Here is a 13965-nt window from a genome sequence, read left to right on the forward strand (position 1 = left end):
GGCGGGCATGAAGGAGCGTCTATGGACAAGACCGAGCAGGACAGACTGAAGAAGGCCGCCGGCATCGAGGCAGCCAAGCTGGTCGAGAACGGCATGACCGCCGGGCTGGGCACCGGATCCACGGTCCGGTTCTTCGTGGATGAGCTGGGACGGCGCGTCAAGGAAGAGGGCCTGGAGTTCACCGGCGTGACCACCTCTCGGCGTACCAAGGAGCAGGCTGAAGGCTACGGAATCCGCATCGTCGACATCGACCAGGTGGACCACATCGACGTCACCATCGACGGTGCCGACGAGGTCGACAAGGACTTCAACGGCATCAAGGGCGGCGGCGCAGCCCTGCTCTGGGAGAAGATCGTGGCCGTCAACTCTCGAAGGATCGTCTGGATCGTGGACGAGTCCAAGGTGGTCGACACCATCGGCCGCTTCCCCCTGCCAGTGGAGGTCATTCCCTTCGGCGAGCGCCACGTCCTGGACCGCTTCAAGGAGCGCGGCTACAACCCGGTACTGAGGCTGGACGGCCAGGGACAGCCGGTCCTGACCGACGAGCACAACCACATCATCGATCTGCATCTGGATCGGATTGAGCACCCTCAGGATCTGGCTCAGGACCTGATCACTACCGTGGGCGTCGTGGAACACGGTCTCTTCCTCAACATGGTTGACACAGTCATCGTGGGCGACCCCAATGGTCCCAGGGTCATGACCAACGCCAACAAGTGAAAATAAACGGATATACACGAAGCCCCCCGCGTCCAATCGATGCGGGGGGCTTCGTCGGCCCTAGCGGGCCATAAGCCATAAAGAGCTACTTGCGCTGGTGACGAGTCTTGCGCAGCAGTTTGCGGTGCTTCTTCTTGCTCATCCGCTTGCGGCGCTTCTTGATGACAGAACCCATCCGAGCCTCCGATCCTTAGTTACCTGGAAGTGTCCAACTTGCTTATCGTACACCGCTTGGGGGACGATCAGAGCGGGAAGGCCTTATAGAAAGCCTCCAGCGCCGTCCGCTGACCCTGAGCGCGGAAGACCACCGTGTCGTTCTGCCAGATGACCAGCGCCTTGTGCTCGTCGTCACCATCCGCCTTCTCCAGGTAGGATCCGGTGACCGTGCCGCCGCTGCGAACCTTGCCCGAGGCCAGCTCCTTGCCGGACATACCGGTGGACTGGCTGTCATAGAGGGCCTTGGCATCCTCGCTCCTGGACCACTGGGCCAGGTGGAGGGTCACGTCCCCGCCCGATCTGCCGGTGGAGTAGACCAGGCTGTACTCCTCTATAGGCGTACGGGTGCTCCACTCGCTGTCGGAATCAGCCTTGACTCGGGCGAAGCCGCCCACTGTGTCAGGCATGGCCTTGAGCAGCTCCGAGGCCGAGTCCGGCAGGGGCGCCGCCGTGGCCTTTGGACTGGCCTGGGAGGGACGGGAAGAAGCGGAGGTCTGAGCCTGTGCGTCTGGTTGTTGGCTGCGCACCGCCCAGTGCGGCCATACGAAGGCCGACAGGAGCACCAGAACCACTACCGCAGCCAAGGCGATGACCACGCCTATACGTCGACGGCGTTGCCGGGCATGCGCAGAGGAATCGGGCGAAGAGGACAGGGGTGCAGAAGGATTGTCAGCCATGCCTCCATTCTCTCATGGGAGGGGTGTCGGCACTGCGAAGATGACGTGAAAGCCCGGGCCCTCGTCCCTGAATCCCGATAGCGTGCAGGTATGGCCAAGACGACGACGCAATACGTGTGCACGGAGTGCGGATGGACCGGCGGCAAGTGGTTCGGACGCTGCCCGGAATGCGGCCAGTGGGGAACCATCGAAGAGTTCCACGAAGCCCGCGTGGGTGCAGGAGGGGGCTTGTCCTCCTCAGGAGGCAGCCATACGGCGCCTGCGCCTCCAAAGACCGGCCTGGCCCGGCCCATCACCAGGGTGGGCACGGACCAGGTCAAACGCATCCCCACAGGATTCGAGGAGTTCGACCGGGTCCTGGGCGGAGGCATCGTACCCGGGTCGGTCATCCTCCTTGCCGGCGAGCCGGGAATAGGCAAGTCCACCCTCCTGCTGGAGACAGCCGGCCGCGTAGCCGGCCGGGGCGGCCAGGGAGGCAAGGTGCTCTACCTGTCGGGCGAGGAGTCCCAGGCCCAGGTACGGATGCGGGCTAGTCGGGTGGGGGCCCTCAAGGACTCGCTGCTGCTGGCTTCCACAACCGACCTGGCCACGGTGCTGGGGCTGATCGAGCGTGAGAAGCCGGCGCTGGCCATTGTGGACTCCGCCCAGACCATCGTCTCCAACCAGGTTGACGGCATTTCCGGAGGCTCCACACAGGTGCGTGAGGTGGCCATCAGCCTGATCGACATGGCCAAGTCGCACGACATCCCCATCCTCTTGGTCGGCCACGTGACCAAGGACGGCTCCATAGCCGGGCCGCGGACCCTGGAGCATCTGGTCGATGTGGTCTGCCAGTTCGAGGGCGACTCCCAGACCGCCCTGCGCCTGCTGAGGGCCGTCAAGAACCGGTTCGGCCCCACCGACGAGGTGGGCTGCTTCGACATGAGCGAACAGGGTATCGAGGAGGTCAGCGATCCTACCGGGCTCTTCCTGTCCACGGCCGGGCAGGAGGTGGAGGGCACCTGTGTGACCTTCACCTTGGACGGCCACCGCAGCCTGCCCATCGAGATCCAGGCCCTGGTCACCTCCTCGGTTCTGCCCACGCCCAGACGCAACACCAACGGGATCGACGCCAACCGCCTGGCCATGCTGGCCGCGGTGCTCTACCGTCACGGCCGGGTCAACCTGCTGACGAGGGACCTGTATGTGTCCACCATCGCCGGCGGGCTGGCCAAGGAGCCCGGATGCGACCTGGCCATTGTGGCCGCCCTGGCCAGTGCAGCCAAGTCCCGGCCCATCCTGCGCACGACCTGTGCCATGGGCGAGATATCGCTGACCGGGCAGGTCAGGCCTGTGCCTCAACTCAACCACCGGCTGCAGGAGGCCGCTCGGCTGGGATTCACGCGAGCGCTGGTCCCGCCCGACCGGCATTCAAGAGGCCGCAAGCCCATTCAGGGACTGGAAGTGGTCGAGGTCACCTATCTGGCCGAGGCCCTGGAGGCCCTTGGACTGGTCTAAGCCAGTGGCCGCTGGTCCCCTATCGCACCCCATGGCGCTCACCTGCCGACTCGTTAACCTGCCGGACTAGGATGGAGTCGCCGGAAGACCGACACCCATCATCATCGCGAGGAGCAGATCAGCATGACCATCTTCACCAGGAAAACCATACGCAGGCTGACGGCGGCCGCACTCACGACAGTCACGCTCATGGCCGGCGCGGCCTGTGGCTCCTCATCGGGCAATAGCGGGCAGTCAGCAGACAAGCAGGACATCACCCAGCAGACCATCAAACCCGGCACCCTGACCATTGCCACCGGAGATCCGGCCTACGCCCCATACGTGCAGGACAACAAGCCCGAATCCGGCAAGGGCTACGAGGCGGCCGTGGCCTATGCAGTGGCAGAGAAAATGGGCTTCGACAAGGCACACGTCACCTGGACCCGGACCACCTTTGATGCCGCCATCGCCCCGGGCAGCAAGGACTACGATCTGAACATCCAGCAGTTCTCCATCACCCCGGAGCGCCGTCAGGCTGTGGACTTCACTCCCAGCTACTACAACTCCACCCAGTCGCTGGTCGTCAGAAAAAACTCCCCATATGCTTCCGCCACCTCCCTTGCCCAGATCAAGGACGCCAAGATAGGAGCCATGGTCGGCTCTACCTCCTACGAGATGGCTCACAAACTGGTCAAGCCTGACATCGACACCTTCAACGACGACGTGGCTTCGTCCCAGGCCTTGGATGCCAATCAGATCGACGCGCTGGTCGTGGACACCCCGTCAGCCGTGACCATGGTCGATTCCGGACAGGTCAAGAACGCCAAAATCCTCGGGCAGATCAAGGGCTCTCAGGACCCGGAGGGCATGGGCATAGTCCTGCCCAAGGGCTCCAAGCTGACCCCTGCCGCTTCCACGGCTGTCACGGCCCTGAAGAAGGATGGAACCTTGGACAAGCTGCAGAAGCAGTGGCTGCACGTCTACACCTCCCTGCCCATGCTGGGCTGAGAGAAGAAAGGAAACCTTGTCGTTCATGGCCACCTCGGCACAGGACGCGGTCAGCGATATCCAACGGGAACGGGAACGCTACGGGCGTCGACAGAATCTGCGCTCTGTGGCGATCAGCATCGCCAGCACGCTGGTGTTGGCCCTGCTGATCGCCCTGGGTCTGCACGCCTCACCTGGCTGGCCCCGGGTCAAGCAGTCGTTTTTCTCCGGTGCCTACTTCGCCCAAGCCTTCCCCAAGGTCCTCCAGGGGCTCTGGCTCAATCTGGAGGTCCTCTTCTTCGCAGTCATCGGCGTGGCACTGCTGGGCACCCTGCTGGCCATGATCCGCACCAGCCGGAACCCGCTGCTCTTCCCTCTGCGGGTGCTGGCCCAGGTCTACACCACGATCATGAGAGGCATCCCCATGATCGTGGTTCTCTACCTGATCGGCTTCGGCATTCCCGGGCTGGCCATTTTCAACCGGATTCCGGCAGCCCTGCTGGGCACTGTGGCGATCATCCTCTCCTATTCGGCCTACATCGCCGAGGTGCTGAGGGCAGGATTCCAGGACGTCGGCCCCTCCCAGAGGGCGTCGGCACGCTCGCTTGGCCTGACCTCGGGGCAGACCATGCGTCTGGTCGTCATCCCCCAGGCCCTGCGCAAGGTGGCTCCGGCACTGATGAACGACTTCATCTCCATGCAGAAGGACGTGGGACTGATCTCGGTTCTAGGGGCTGTGGACGCGGTCAGAGCGGCCCAGATCATCGTGGCCACCTCCTACAACTTCACTCCATACGTGGTGGCCTCGGTGCTCTTCATCGCCACCTCGGTCCCCTTCATTCTTCTCAACGACTGGTATTCCAACCGGCTGCGCAAGCGCGAACAGAGCGGAGGCATGGTATGAGCGAACAGGCAGGCGCCGAACAGAACCAGCCGGTGCTCCGTCTGGAGAATGTTCAAAAGACCTACCCTGGTGGCAACAAGGTCCTGCGCGGCATCTCCATGACCATCATGCCCCATGAGACCGTGGCCCTGCTGGGCCCATCCGGGTCGGGCAAGTCCACCTTGATGAAGTGCATCAACCTGCTGGAGACCGTCAACGACGGCAGGATCTGGCTGGGCGGCACCGATATTACCGACCCCCGGATCAACCAGGATGCCTGCCGGGCCAGAATCGGCGTGGTCTTCCAGCAGTTCAACCTCTTCCCCCACATGAACGTCCTGAAAAACGTGACCCTGGGGGCCGTCAAGGTTCATGGCATGCCCAAGGAAGAAGCCAGAGAGCGGGCCCTGGAACTGCTGGACCGGATCGGCATGAGGAAGAAGGCCGGAGCATACCCCGACCAGCTCTCCGGCGGCCAGCAGCAGCGGGTGGCCATCGCCCGAGCTCTGATGACCGACCCGGAACTGCTCTTGCTGGATGAGATCACCTCAGCCCTGGACCCCATGCTGGTGGGCGAGGTCCTGGCCATGGTCTCCGAGCTGACTGCCGGAGGCACCACCATCCTCATGGCCACCCACGAAATGAGTTTCGCCCATCATGCAGCCAACCGGGTGGTTCTGCTGCTGGACGGTGTCATCGCCGAGAACGGAACGCCGCAAGAGGTCATGGACGAGTCTGAGAATCCTCGCACCAGGGAGTTCTTCAGCCACTTCCGAGGGCTGTGAGTTCCCAGATTCCTGCAGTCTTCAGTCGGCGGAAAACGCTCTTTCTGCCGCCTTGGTCAGCTCCAGGGTGCGATCGGCGTCCAAGGCCAGCTGTCGTTTGAGGGGCTCCTCGCCCGCATACCGCTTCTGACCGCGCAGACGGCTGAGAAACTCCACGCGAACCCGGTGGCCATACAGGTCCACCCAATCCGGCCGCACGGCGTTGGCTTCCAGGACTTGTGGCATATGCTCACCCGGGGCCAGGAAGGTCTCCTTGGTGCCGATGGAGATAGCGGCAGGCATCCGCCAGGGCGATCCCTGAGCCAGACGACCCTCCCGGCCCTCCGGCGTGGCCATGGGATCCGTAGGCAGACCCAGGTCAACCAGCCAGCCCGCATAGACCCCATCTGCGGGCATCATCCCCTGGCTGTCGGGTGCAAGATTGGCAGTCGGAAATCCCAAGCGGCGTCCCCGCTGCTCCCCATGGACCACTGTGCCTTGAACCATGTGAGGCCGACCCAGAATATCCAAGGCCGTATCCACGTCACCGTCCTGGATCAGTTGCCGAAGGTGGGTACTGCTCCAAGCCCTGACCTGATGTCGCTCCAGGCCGTCAGCGTCAGGCAGCGTGCAGTCGCCGGGGCCCTGGTCGTCCACGACTTCCAGGTTGAACAGTCCGGTGTCTGCTAGGGCGCCGATGGCTCCGATGTCGCCGCTTCGCCCTGCGCCCATTCGCGCATCGCGGCCCAAGACCAGGGTTCGCATGGCCAGCCGTTCGGTAAGCTGCTTGAGGAAGAACCGATAGGATTTGGCCGCAAAGGCCAGTGTGTATCGCACCACCACAACCTGTTCCAGCCCCAGCTGGGCCATGAGCCGCAAGCGCTCCTCCATCGGCATGATCTGATCAGGGTCATGGCGAATCAGATCCGAGGGCGGTTCAACCATGTCATGGCTGTCGGCGTAGCTGTGAACCAGTTTGGGACTGGGGTCGAAGACCAGGGCCATGGGCCGATCCTGGCCCTTGGCCGCGAGCTCGACCACCCGGCGCAGGAGGGCCTGATGACCCCGATGCATGCCATCGAAGACACCGATGGTGACCACACTGGACCGGGCCCCCAAGGTTCCCGGCCACCTGACAATGCCCAACTCATCCGGGCTGACCTGGCTGACCTTCATCCGCTTCCCATCACTTAGTCATGGCGGCCCCCGAACACGGGCGCCGAAAATTCCTTAAGCACTGTATGCCCACCGTCGCACCCTGGCAAGACCCTGGGGCTCAACCCGAGCCTGCACACTCAGGACTCGGGGTGGAAGACCACATCCGGTTTGGCCCCGCCTCGTGTACTGGGCACTAGGATAGCAGCCAGACGCTGCCTGCCCTCAGGTCCGGCCAGGGCGGCCGTGGGCCCGGCGACAGGCAGATCCAAGAATCCACCATTGCCCACTCTGGCGGCCTGGCCGGCATCCAGGCTCAGGACGGGCATGCTCATACGTGCCGCCTGTGCCAAACTCAGCGAACCATCCAGGATCGCCTGCCGGTCGCGGTCCAGGACCATACGACTGCGGATAACCGTCTGACCTTGTCGGTTCCGGTAGGTGTGAGGAACCACATGACCGCCCGCAACCGTAGACGCCAGTTCGGGATTCTCCAGATCGAATGGGCCCACGCGAATCCGTCTCAAAGCAGTCAGGTGGCCGCCCAGATCCAGCTGCTCGCCCAGATCGCGAGCCAGGGCCCGGATGTAGGTGCCGCTGGAGCAGGTCACCTCCACATCCACATCAACCACTATGGTGCCCTGATCGGGCAGATCCACACGGCGAAAGTCGAGCAGACGGAAGGATGCAATCCGTATGCGTCTGGGCTCCAGCTTGACCTCCTGGCCTGCGCGAGCCAGGTCATAGGCCCGCCTGCCCTTGACCTTGATGGCGGAGAAGGCATCCGGCACCTGGTCGATCCAGCCGGTGAAGCAGCGATCAATCAAATCCTGCAGACCCTGGGCTGTCAGCTCGTCCACCCTCTGCGCAGCTCCAGGACGCACCGGCAGCAGATTCCCGTCTGCGTCGTCCGTAGTGGTGCCCAGTCCCAGGCGCATGGTGGCGCGGTATGTTTTGTCATGGCCGACGATGACCGTCAGCAGCCGCGTGGCCTGTCCGAATCCAATGACCAGCAGACCGGTGGCCATGGGATCCAGGGTGCCAGCGTGGCCTACGCGGCGCATGCCGAGGCTGGACCGGACGGCTGCCACCACGTCATGGCTGGTCACACCGCTCGGCTTGTCAACAAGGATGATGCCCGAGGTCGGTTCACCGGCGCCGGACTTTATGCCGTCCGACGGCTCAGCGGTCGGCCTCATCCGTATCCTCTGCCGCAGGTTCGTCAGGGGCGGAGCCCGACCCATCGGACTCTTCCTCGTCGTCATGCCGGTACGGGTCGGGGTCGCCGGCATAGCTGGCATTGACCCGGGCCTTGGCCATGGCCTCGTCCCGGTGACGGGCCGCAGTCAGCACATCCTCGATCTCGGTCGCCTCGGCAGGCACCTCGTCGTAGATGAAGCGCAACGCAGGCGTCAGCCGCAGACCGGCCCGGGCGCCGACTAGGGTGCGCAGCCTGCCGGAGGCCTGCCGCAGGGCCTGCTGGGCGCGCTTGCGTTCCCCGGCCTCATGACCTGACCGACCCAGCTGGGTCCAGTAGATCTTGGCTATCTGCAGGTCGTTAGTGACCCGAACCTCAGTGACGGTGACCCCTGCCAGGCGCTTGTCGTGCATCTGGGACTCCAGCGCAGAGGCCACGACCCGTTGTATCAGGGCCGCTATGCGTACAGCGCGGGGATTTCCAGCCATCATGATTCCTTTCTCGAACCGTCTGCGACTAATCGTCGCATTCATGGACATCCGCCCCGGCCAGGGAGTACCCGGACCGGGGCGGATCGCCACGAACCCTCCGACGCACAGTCGGATGGCCGACAGGCTCTACTTGCGTTCCACTTCCTGCATCTCGTAGGTCTCGATGATATCGCCGACTTCGATGTCGTTGAAGGAGCCCAGGTTGATGCCAGCCTCGTAGCCTTCGGACACCTCGTTGACATCGTCCTTGAACCGGCGCAGGGAGGAGATCTCCAGGTCGTTGATGGTGACCACCCCATTGCGGGCGATGCGAGCCTTGGTGCCCCGCTTGACGGTGCCGTCCTGGACCATGACGCCCGCGATGTTGCCGAACTTGGAGGAACGGAAGATCTCGCGGATCTCGGAGTGGGAGGTGGTGACCTCCTCGTACTCCGGCTTGAGCATGCCCTTGAGCGCCGCCTCGATGTCCTCGATGGCGTTGTAGATGACCGAGTAGTACTTGATCTCCACACCCTCGCGGTCGGCCAGATCCTGGACCTGCCGGTTGGGCCGGACATTGAAGCCGATGATGACGGCCTTGTCGACCGTGGCCAGGTTGACGTCGTTCTGGGTGATGGCTCCAACGCCCCGGTGGATGACCTGGATACCGACCTCGTCGGATACCTCGATCTTCATCAGGGAGTCCTCCAGGGCCTCGACCGAGCCGGAGGAATCGCCCTTGATGACGATGTTGAGCATGTCCACCTCGGACTTGGCGAACTGCTCCTTCAGGCTCTCCAGGGAGACCACCTTGCGGCGCTTGGCCAGCTGAGCGGCACGGGCCGAAGCCTCGCGCTTCTCGGCGATCTGACGGGCGGTGCGATCGTCGGGCGCGACCAGGAAGAGGTCGCCGGCGGTGGGCACCGAGGTGAGCCCCAGCACCTGCACGGGCGTGGACGGGCCTGCGGCATCCATCTGCCGGCCGTTCTCGTCCAGCATGGCGCGCACACGGCCATAGGCCGATCCAGCCACGATGGCATCGCCCACATGCAGGGTCCCCTGCTGGACCAGCACAGTGGCCACAGCTCCGCGACCCTTGTCCAAGCGGGCCTCGACCGTGGCGCCGCGAGCGTCCATGTCGGGGTTGGCCCGAAGGTCAAGATCGGCGTCGGCAGTCAGCAGGACGGCCTCCAGGAGCTTGTCCACGTTGGTGCCCAGCTTGGCGGAGATGTCGACGAACATGGTGTCGCCGCCATACTCTTCGGATACCAGGCCGAACTCGGTCAGCTGACCGCGCACCTTCTGGGGATTGGCTCCCTCGACGTCGATCTTGTTGACAGCCACCACGATGGGCACATGGGCGGCCTGGGCGTGGTTGATGGCCTCCACGGTCTGCGGCATGACGCCGTCGTCCGCGGCCACCACCAGGACAGCCACATCCGTCAGCTCGGCACCACGGGCACGCATGGCCGTAAAGGCCTCGTGACCAGGGGTGTCCAGGAAGGTGATCTTGCGATCCTCACCGTCCAGGGTGACCGTGGCCTGGTAGGCTCCGATGCGCTGGGTGATGCCGCCAGCCTCCTGGGTGGTCGTGTTGGTCTTGCGGATGGTGTCCAGCAACCGGGTCTTGCCGTGGTCGACATGGCCCATGACCGTAACCACCGGAGGCCTGGGCTGCAGGTTCTTGTCATCCTGGTCCTCGCGTTCTTCGTCCAGGTTGATGTCGAACTGCTGAAGGAGCTCCTTGTCCTCCTCCTCGGCGGAGACGATGCGAATCTTCCATCCGATCTCGTCGCCCAGAATCTGGAAAGTTGCCTCATCTAGGGACTGGGTGGCCGTAGCCATCTCGCCCAGGTGGAAGAGCACCGTGACCAGGGCAGCGGGGTTGACGTTGATCTTGTCAGCCAGGTCGGCCAGGGTGGCGCCCTGGCGCAGCTTGACGGTACGCCCATTGCCAGCGGGGATGCGCACGCCGCCGATGACGGGTGCCTTCATCTCCTGGAATTCATGCCTCTTGGCCATCCGGTTCTTGCGGGCCTTGGAGGACTTGCCTCCCTGGCGGCCAAAGGCTCCGGCAGCGCCGCCGCGACCACGACCGCCGCGACCTGAACCACCGCGGAAGCCGCCTGAGGGTGCCGACGAAGCGCCGCCGAAACGGCTGCCGCCCTGATGCGTCTGCTGGCCTGGACGGTTATGGCCCCACTGACCTGGACGGGCGCCCTGCCCGGAACGACCGCCACGACCGTTGCGGAATCCGCCCCGGCCCCTGCGGGAGTCGTTGACGGTGGGCCTGGCCATAGGATGCGGCCTGGGGATGTCCGAAGGCATGGGAGCCTTCATCCCCTGCTTGCGGCTGAAAGGATTGTTGCCTGGACGAGGCGTGGATGCTCCCGGCCGTGCACCATGACGCGCTGCTGCAGCGTTGGATCCGCCGGGACGACCGTTGTTGCGCGATCCCTGGGGTCCGGGCCTGCCCATGGCTGAAGGCTTGGGCCCACGGGACTGGTTGCGCTGCTCATGCTCATGGCGGTTGCCCTGGGGGGCACCGGGCTTGGGGAAGTGGCCACCGGGACGCTGCTGACCCCGTGGCGCGTCGCCACCGGCCGAAGGCCGATGGCCCTGTCCGGGCTTGGGCCCAGGCGTGGACTGGTGGGTGCCGCCGGACTGCGGGCGGCCGTGCTGACCCTGGCCGCTTCCATGATTAGGGCTGCCTGGCCGGGCATTTCGTGCAGCGGCCTGGCCAGCGTCGCCCTGTCCCTTCTGAGGGAAAGCGTTCTTGAGTCGACGAACCACAGGGGCCTCGACCGTGGAGGATGCGGATTTGACGAACTCGCCCATGTCCTTCAATTTCGCCAGAACAGTCTTGCTGTCTACGCCAAATTCCTTGGCCAGCTCATACACGCGTGCTTTGGGCACTTACTTTCTCCTTACCGGACCGCGCATATGACCGGCGCGATCACTCTTTGATGACGGCGAACATATCCTGTCTCATCGTGCGACCATGATCGTGTTACCTCGTCTCTGTGCCGGGGCCGACGGCATGAACCACCGGACTCGGGATACCGGATCCAGCATACTCGTGTCGTCGGATGTTTGCTCTCAGGCGTCTTCACCAGCAGCCGAAGCCGATTGCGCCTGCAGCTCACGCAATTTTTGCTGGTGGGCCTCCTCGGATTCGATGCCGATCTTCCATCCGGTCAGCTTGGCGGCCAGACGGGCATTCTGTCCCTCTTTGCCAATGGCCAGGGAAAGCTGGGCGTCCTTGATGAAGGCAATGGCGGTGCGGTTGGACTCGCTGACGATCTGCACCTGGCGGACCACGGCCGGGGACAGGGCCGCCGCCACGAATTCGGCGGGATCCTTGGACCAGTCCACAATGTCGATCTTCTCAGGTCCCAGATTCTCCATGACGGCACGCACGCGAGCGCCAGCCGGACCGATCAGCGCACCCTTGGGATTGACCCCTTTGGTGTTGGCGCGGACCGCGATCTTGGTTCTGGCCCCTGCCTCACGGGCAATGGCCATGATGGAGACTGCACCGGAGACCAGCTCGGGCACCTCCCGCTCAAAGAGGCGGCGAACCAGCTCTGGGTGGGAACGTGACACGATGATTTCCGGCCCCTTGAGCCCACGGGAGACATTGACCACGTAGACGCGGATCCGCTGGCCGTGCCGGTAATGCTCTCCAGGCACCTGCTCGCGGCGGGGCAGAATGGCCTCGACATTGTCCACGGCCACATGCACATTGCCGGGATCGCTGGCATCCTGCTGCACGACTCCAGTGATCAGATGGCCCTTCTGACCCGAGAAAGCTCCGAAGACACGCTCGTCATCAGCCTGACGGAAGAGTTGGCGGATGACCTGACGGGCTGTGGAGGCCGCCAGCCGATCGAAATCCTTCGGTGTGTCGTCATATTCCTCGCCCAGGTCATATCCCGGTTCAGGCTCTTCTGGCGTGGGCTCGCGAGCGATCTCGTCCTGTGCCCAAATGGTAAAAGTCCCCGCACGTTCGTCCAGCTCCACCCGTGCGTGCTTGGCTGCGTGAGGCGACTTCTGGTAGGCCAGAAGAAGGGCCTCGCTCAATGCTTGATCCAAGGTCTCGGCATCAATCCCTTGTTCGTGTGCCAGCTGATGAATTTCAGCCAGGTCCAGTTCCATGTCAAGACCTCCTATGAAGTTATTCAGACTGCGCTTCTTTTAGTCTGCAATGCCTACTATTCTAGCCTTTCATGCAGACACAGCCGGTTCCTGAATACCACGGGTGGGCGAGTCGTCGGCCAGCGATCCTGGCACGACGGATGAGGACCGGCATCGCAGTGCTTCTGCTGGCCGTCACCATCTCAGGATGCGCACCCTCGGCGGTGCACATCAGCCAGCACGACCCCGACAACCTCCGCCCCACCGCCTGCGAACAGGCATGGACGCGGGCCCGGCAGTCGGAACGGGTTCAGCAGGATCAGGCAGACAGCCGGGCCCAGGCCTGGGTTCAAGCGGCCCGCGAGTGCCCTGCTCGCCTGGACGAAGCTACGGTACACGCAGCCCAGGCTTTGACGGCCTCCCAGGACGACGCACAGGTCAATCGCCAAAAGGCTACGCTCAGACTGGTCCAGGCTGCACAGCGGCTGGATCCGCTGGCCAAGGCGCTGCCCGCCGAATTAGCTGATCAGGCCATCACCGGCGAAGACCGTTCCGGATTCGAACTCTCGGTCCTTGCGGCCCGCAAGACGGATGCCGCATGGATGCTGACCTTAGCCGATGCACACACTACTGCAGCACAGATTCTGGTCGGTCACACCAAGCACGATCCCCGGCAGGGGGTCTATCCCACCACTGATCTGCTGGCGCACCCCGACGAGTGCACCGATCCTGCCAACGGCATACAGGCCCCTACCCCTGCCCTGATCGAGATGGATACGGCCCGGGCCCTTCTGGCTGTGGGTAGAAAACTGAACGGATCCTCAGGCACGATACGAACTGATGTCAACCAGAACGCGAAAAGCCGCCAGGAGGCCACATCGGCCCTGGTCGACATGATCGTAGCCCACATAACCATGGCCATGAACCTCGGCTACCCGACCACTTTGTCAACCCTGCTGCAGACACCAAGGCGCTGACTTCCAAGACGGATCAGCCGCCCGCAGGTTGCGCTCATATATGTGAGTAATCTCTGCCCATGCACGCCCAAACCTGACCAATCGTGAAGATTGCTCATCAAACCAATAAAGTGACCATTACCTCACATTTCACGAAACTTTGCGGGTGGCGTTAAGGGTTCAGACAGTGATACTATAGAACGTGTTCCACAGGAGCATTCCATAGGAACGCGGGGGGTATGAACCCGTGCAATGCAGGAGGCGACCCGGTGCTGGCCATCGCATCGCCTTCTGCATTGGACGGTCTTTTATTTGCTGAGCATCAA

At 63.5% G+C, this 13965-nt stretch carries 13 protein-coding genes; 6 read left to right on the top strand and 7 right to left on the bottom strand.

Annotated elements, in window-relative coordinates:
- Positions 1 to 21: 21 nt before the first annotated feature.
- Entirely contained in the window at positions 22 to 720 is a 699-nt protein-coding gene (gene rpiA, locus RAM15_RS06595) for a ribose-5-phosphate isomerase RpiA (protein ID WP_029678040.1), read from the top strand.
- Between the two features lie 85 nt (positions 721 to 805).
- Here the strand turns inward: rpiA and RAM15_RS06600 are convergent, their stop codons facing one another.
- Together RAM15_RS06600 and RAM15_RS06605 are read right to left on the bottom strand one after the other, a co-directional pair.
- Positions 806 to 895 carry a 30S ribosomal protein bS22 gene (locus RAM15_RS06600; RefSeq protein WP_004268639.1) on the bottom strand — a complete coding sequence of 30 codons (90 nt, stop codon included), beginning with the start codon at positions 893 to 895 and terminating at the stop codon, positions 806 to 808.
- Positions 896 to 962: 67 nt separating this feature from the next.
- Entirely contained in the window at positions 963 to 1613 is a 651-nt protein-coding gene (locus tag RAM15_RS06605) for a hypothetical protein (protein WP_306221274.1), read from the bottom strand.
- Between the two features lie 90 nt (positions 1614 to 1703).
- Here RAM15_RS06605 and radA point away from each other — a divergent pair, with 90 nt between their 5' ends.
- From radA to RAM15_RS06625, 4 genes are all read left to right on the top strand, one after another.
- Positions 1704 to 3110, top strand: a complete 1407-nt coding sequence (radA, locus tag RAM15_RS06610) for a DNA repair protein RadA (RefSeq protein ID WP_306221275.1) — start codon at positions 1704 to 1706, stop codon at positions 3108 to 3110.
- A 123-nt stretch (positions 3111 to 3233) separates the two neighbouring features.
- Positions 3234 to 4097 carry an ABC transporter substrate-binding protein gene (locus RAM15_RS06615; protein ID WP_306221276.1) on the top strand — a complete coding sequence of 288 codons (864 nt, stop codon included), beginning with the start codon at positions 3234 to 3236 and terminating at the stop codon, positions 4095 to 4097.
- 25 nt (positions 4098 to 4122) lie between these two features.
- Positions 4123 to 4980, top strand: a complete 858-nt coding sequence (locus RAM15_RS06620; RefSeq protein WP_045924795.1) for an amino acid ABC transporter permease — start codon at positions 4123 to 4125, stop codon at positions 4978 to 4980.
- Complete coding sequence (locus RAM15_RS06625) at positions 4977 to 5744, top strand: amino acid ABC transporter ATP-binding protein (protein ID WP_306221277.1); 768 nt, start codon at positions 4977 to 4979, stop codon at positions 5742 to 5744. The genes RAM15_RS06620 and RAM15_RS06625 overlap by 4 nt, the downstream gene beginning before the upstream one ends.
- Positions 5745 to 5765: 21 nt before the next feature.
- Here the strand turns inward: RAM15_RS06625 and ribF are convergent, their stop codons facing one another.
- The 5 genes from ribF to nusA form a co-directional block, all read right to left on the bottom strand.
- Positions 5766 to 6899, bottom strand: a complete 1134-nt coding sequence (gene ribF, locus RAM15_RS06630; RefSeq protein ID WP_306221278.1) for a bifunctional riboflavin kinase/FMN adenylyltransferase — start codon at positions 6897 to 6899, stop codon at positions 5766 to 5768.
- 119 nt (positions 6900 to 7018) lie between these two features.
- Positions 7019 to 8077 carry a tRNA pseudouridine(55) synthase TruB gene (truB, locus tag RAM15_RS06635; RefSeq protein ID WP_306221279.1) on the bottom strand — a complete coding sequence of 353 codons (1059 nt, stop codon included), beginning with the start codon at positions 8075 to 8077 and terminating at the stop codon, positions 7019 to 7021.
- Positions 8061 to 8564: a 30S ribosome-binding factor RbfA gene (gene rbfA, locus RAM15_RS06640; protein ID WP_306222264.1), complete on the bottom strand. Its 504-nt coding sequence runs from the start codon at positions 8562 to 8564 to the stop codon at positions 8061 to 8063. The genes truB and rbfA overlap by 17 nt, the downstream gene beginning before the upstream one ends.
- A gap of 129 nt (positions 8565 to 8693) precedes the next feature.
- Entirely contained in the window at positions 8694 to 11462 is a 2769-nt protein-coding gene (gene infB / locus RAM15_RS06645; protein WP_144085060.1) for a translation initiation factor IF-2, read from the bottom strand.
- 183 nt (positions 11463 to 11645) lie between these two features.
- Positions 11646 to 12704, bottom strand: a complete 1059-nt coding sequence (gene nusA, locus RAM15_RS06650; protein WP_121914088.1) for a transcription termination factor NusA — start codon at positions 12702 to 12704, stop codon at positions 11646 to 11648.
- A gap of 140 nt (positions 12705 to 12844) precedes the next feature.
- Here nusA and RAM15_RS06655 point away from each other — a divergent pair, with 140 nt between their 5' ends.
- Positions 12845 to 13660 (top strand): hypothetical protein, encoded by an 816-nt coding sequence (locus RAM15_RS06655; protein ID WP_306221280.1) that lies wholly within the window; start codon positions 12845 to 12847, stop codon positions 13658 to 13660.
- Positions 13661 to 13965: the final 305 nt, after the last annotated feature.

The organism is Bifidobacterium asteroides (genome assembly GCF_030758775.1).
Lineage (GTDB): Bacteria > Actinomycetota > Actinomycetes > Actinomycetales > Bifidobacteriaceae > Bombiscardovia > Bombiscardovia kimbladii.

Excerpts from the sequence above, each read along its gene's own strand:
- rpiA (WP_029678040.1), top strand. The coding sequence starts at position 22 with ATGGACAAGACCGAGCAGGACAGACTGAAGAAGGCCGCCGGCATCGAG.
- RAM15_RS06600 (WP_004268639.1), bottom strand. The coding sequence starts at position 895 with ATGGGTTCTGTCATCAAGAAGCGCCGCAAGCGGATGAGCAAGAAGAAG.
- RAM15_RS06605 (WP_306221274.1), bottom strand. The coding sequence starts at position 1,613 with ATGGCTGACAATCCTTCTGCACCCCTGTCCTCTTCGCCCGATTCCTCT.
- radA (WP_306221275.1), top strand. The coding sequence starts at position 1,704 with ATGGCCAAGACGACGACGCAATACGTGTGCACGGAGTGCGGATGGACC.
- RAM15_RS06615 (WP_306221276.1), top strand. The coding sequence starts at position 3,234 with ATGACCATCTTCACCAGGAAAACCATACGCAGGCTGACGGCGGCCGCA.
- RAM15_RS06620 (WP_045924795.1), top strand. The coding sequence starts at position 4,123 with ATGGCCACCTCGGCACAGGACGCGGTCAGCGATATCCAACGGGAACGG.
- RAM15_RS06625 (WP_306221277.1), top strand. The coding sequence starts at position 4,977 with ATGAGCGAACAGGCAGGCGCCGAACAGAACCAGCCGGTGCTCCGTCTG.
- ribF (WP_306221278.1), bottom strand. The coding sequence starts at position 6,899 with ATGAAGGTCAGCCAGGTCAGCCCGGATGAGTTGGGCATTGTCAGGTGG.
- truB (WP_306221279.1), bottom strand. The coding sequence starts at position 8,077 with ATGAGGCCGACCGCTGAGCCGTCGGACGGCATAAAGTCCGGCGCCGGT.
- rbfA (WP_306222264.1), bottom strand. The coding sequence starts at position 8,564 with ATGGCTGGAAATCCCCGCGCTGTACGCATAGCGGCCCTGATACAACGG.
- nusA (WP_121914088.1), bottom strand. The coding sequence starts at position 12,704 with ATGGAACTGGACCTGGCTGAAATTCATCAGCTGGCACACGAACAAGGG.
- RAM15_RS06655 (WP_306221280.1), top strand. The coding sequence starts at position 12,845 with ATGAGGACCGGCATCGCAGTGCTTCTGCTGGCCGTCACCATCTCAGGA.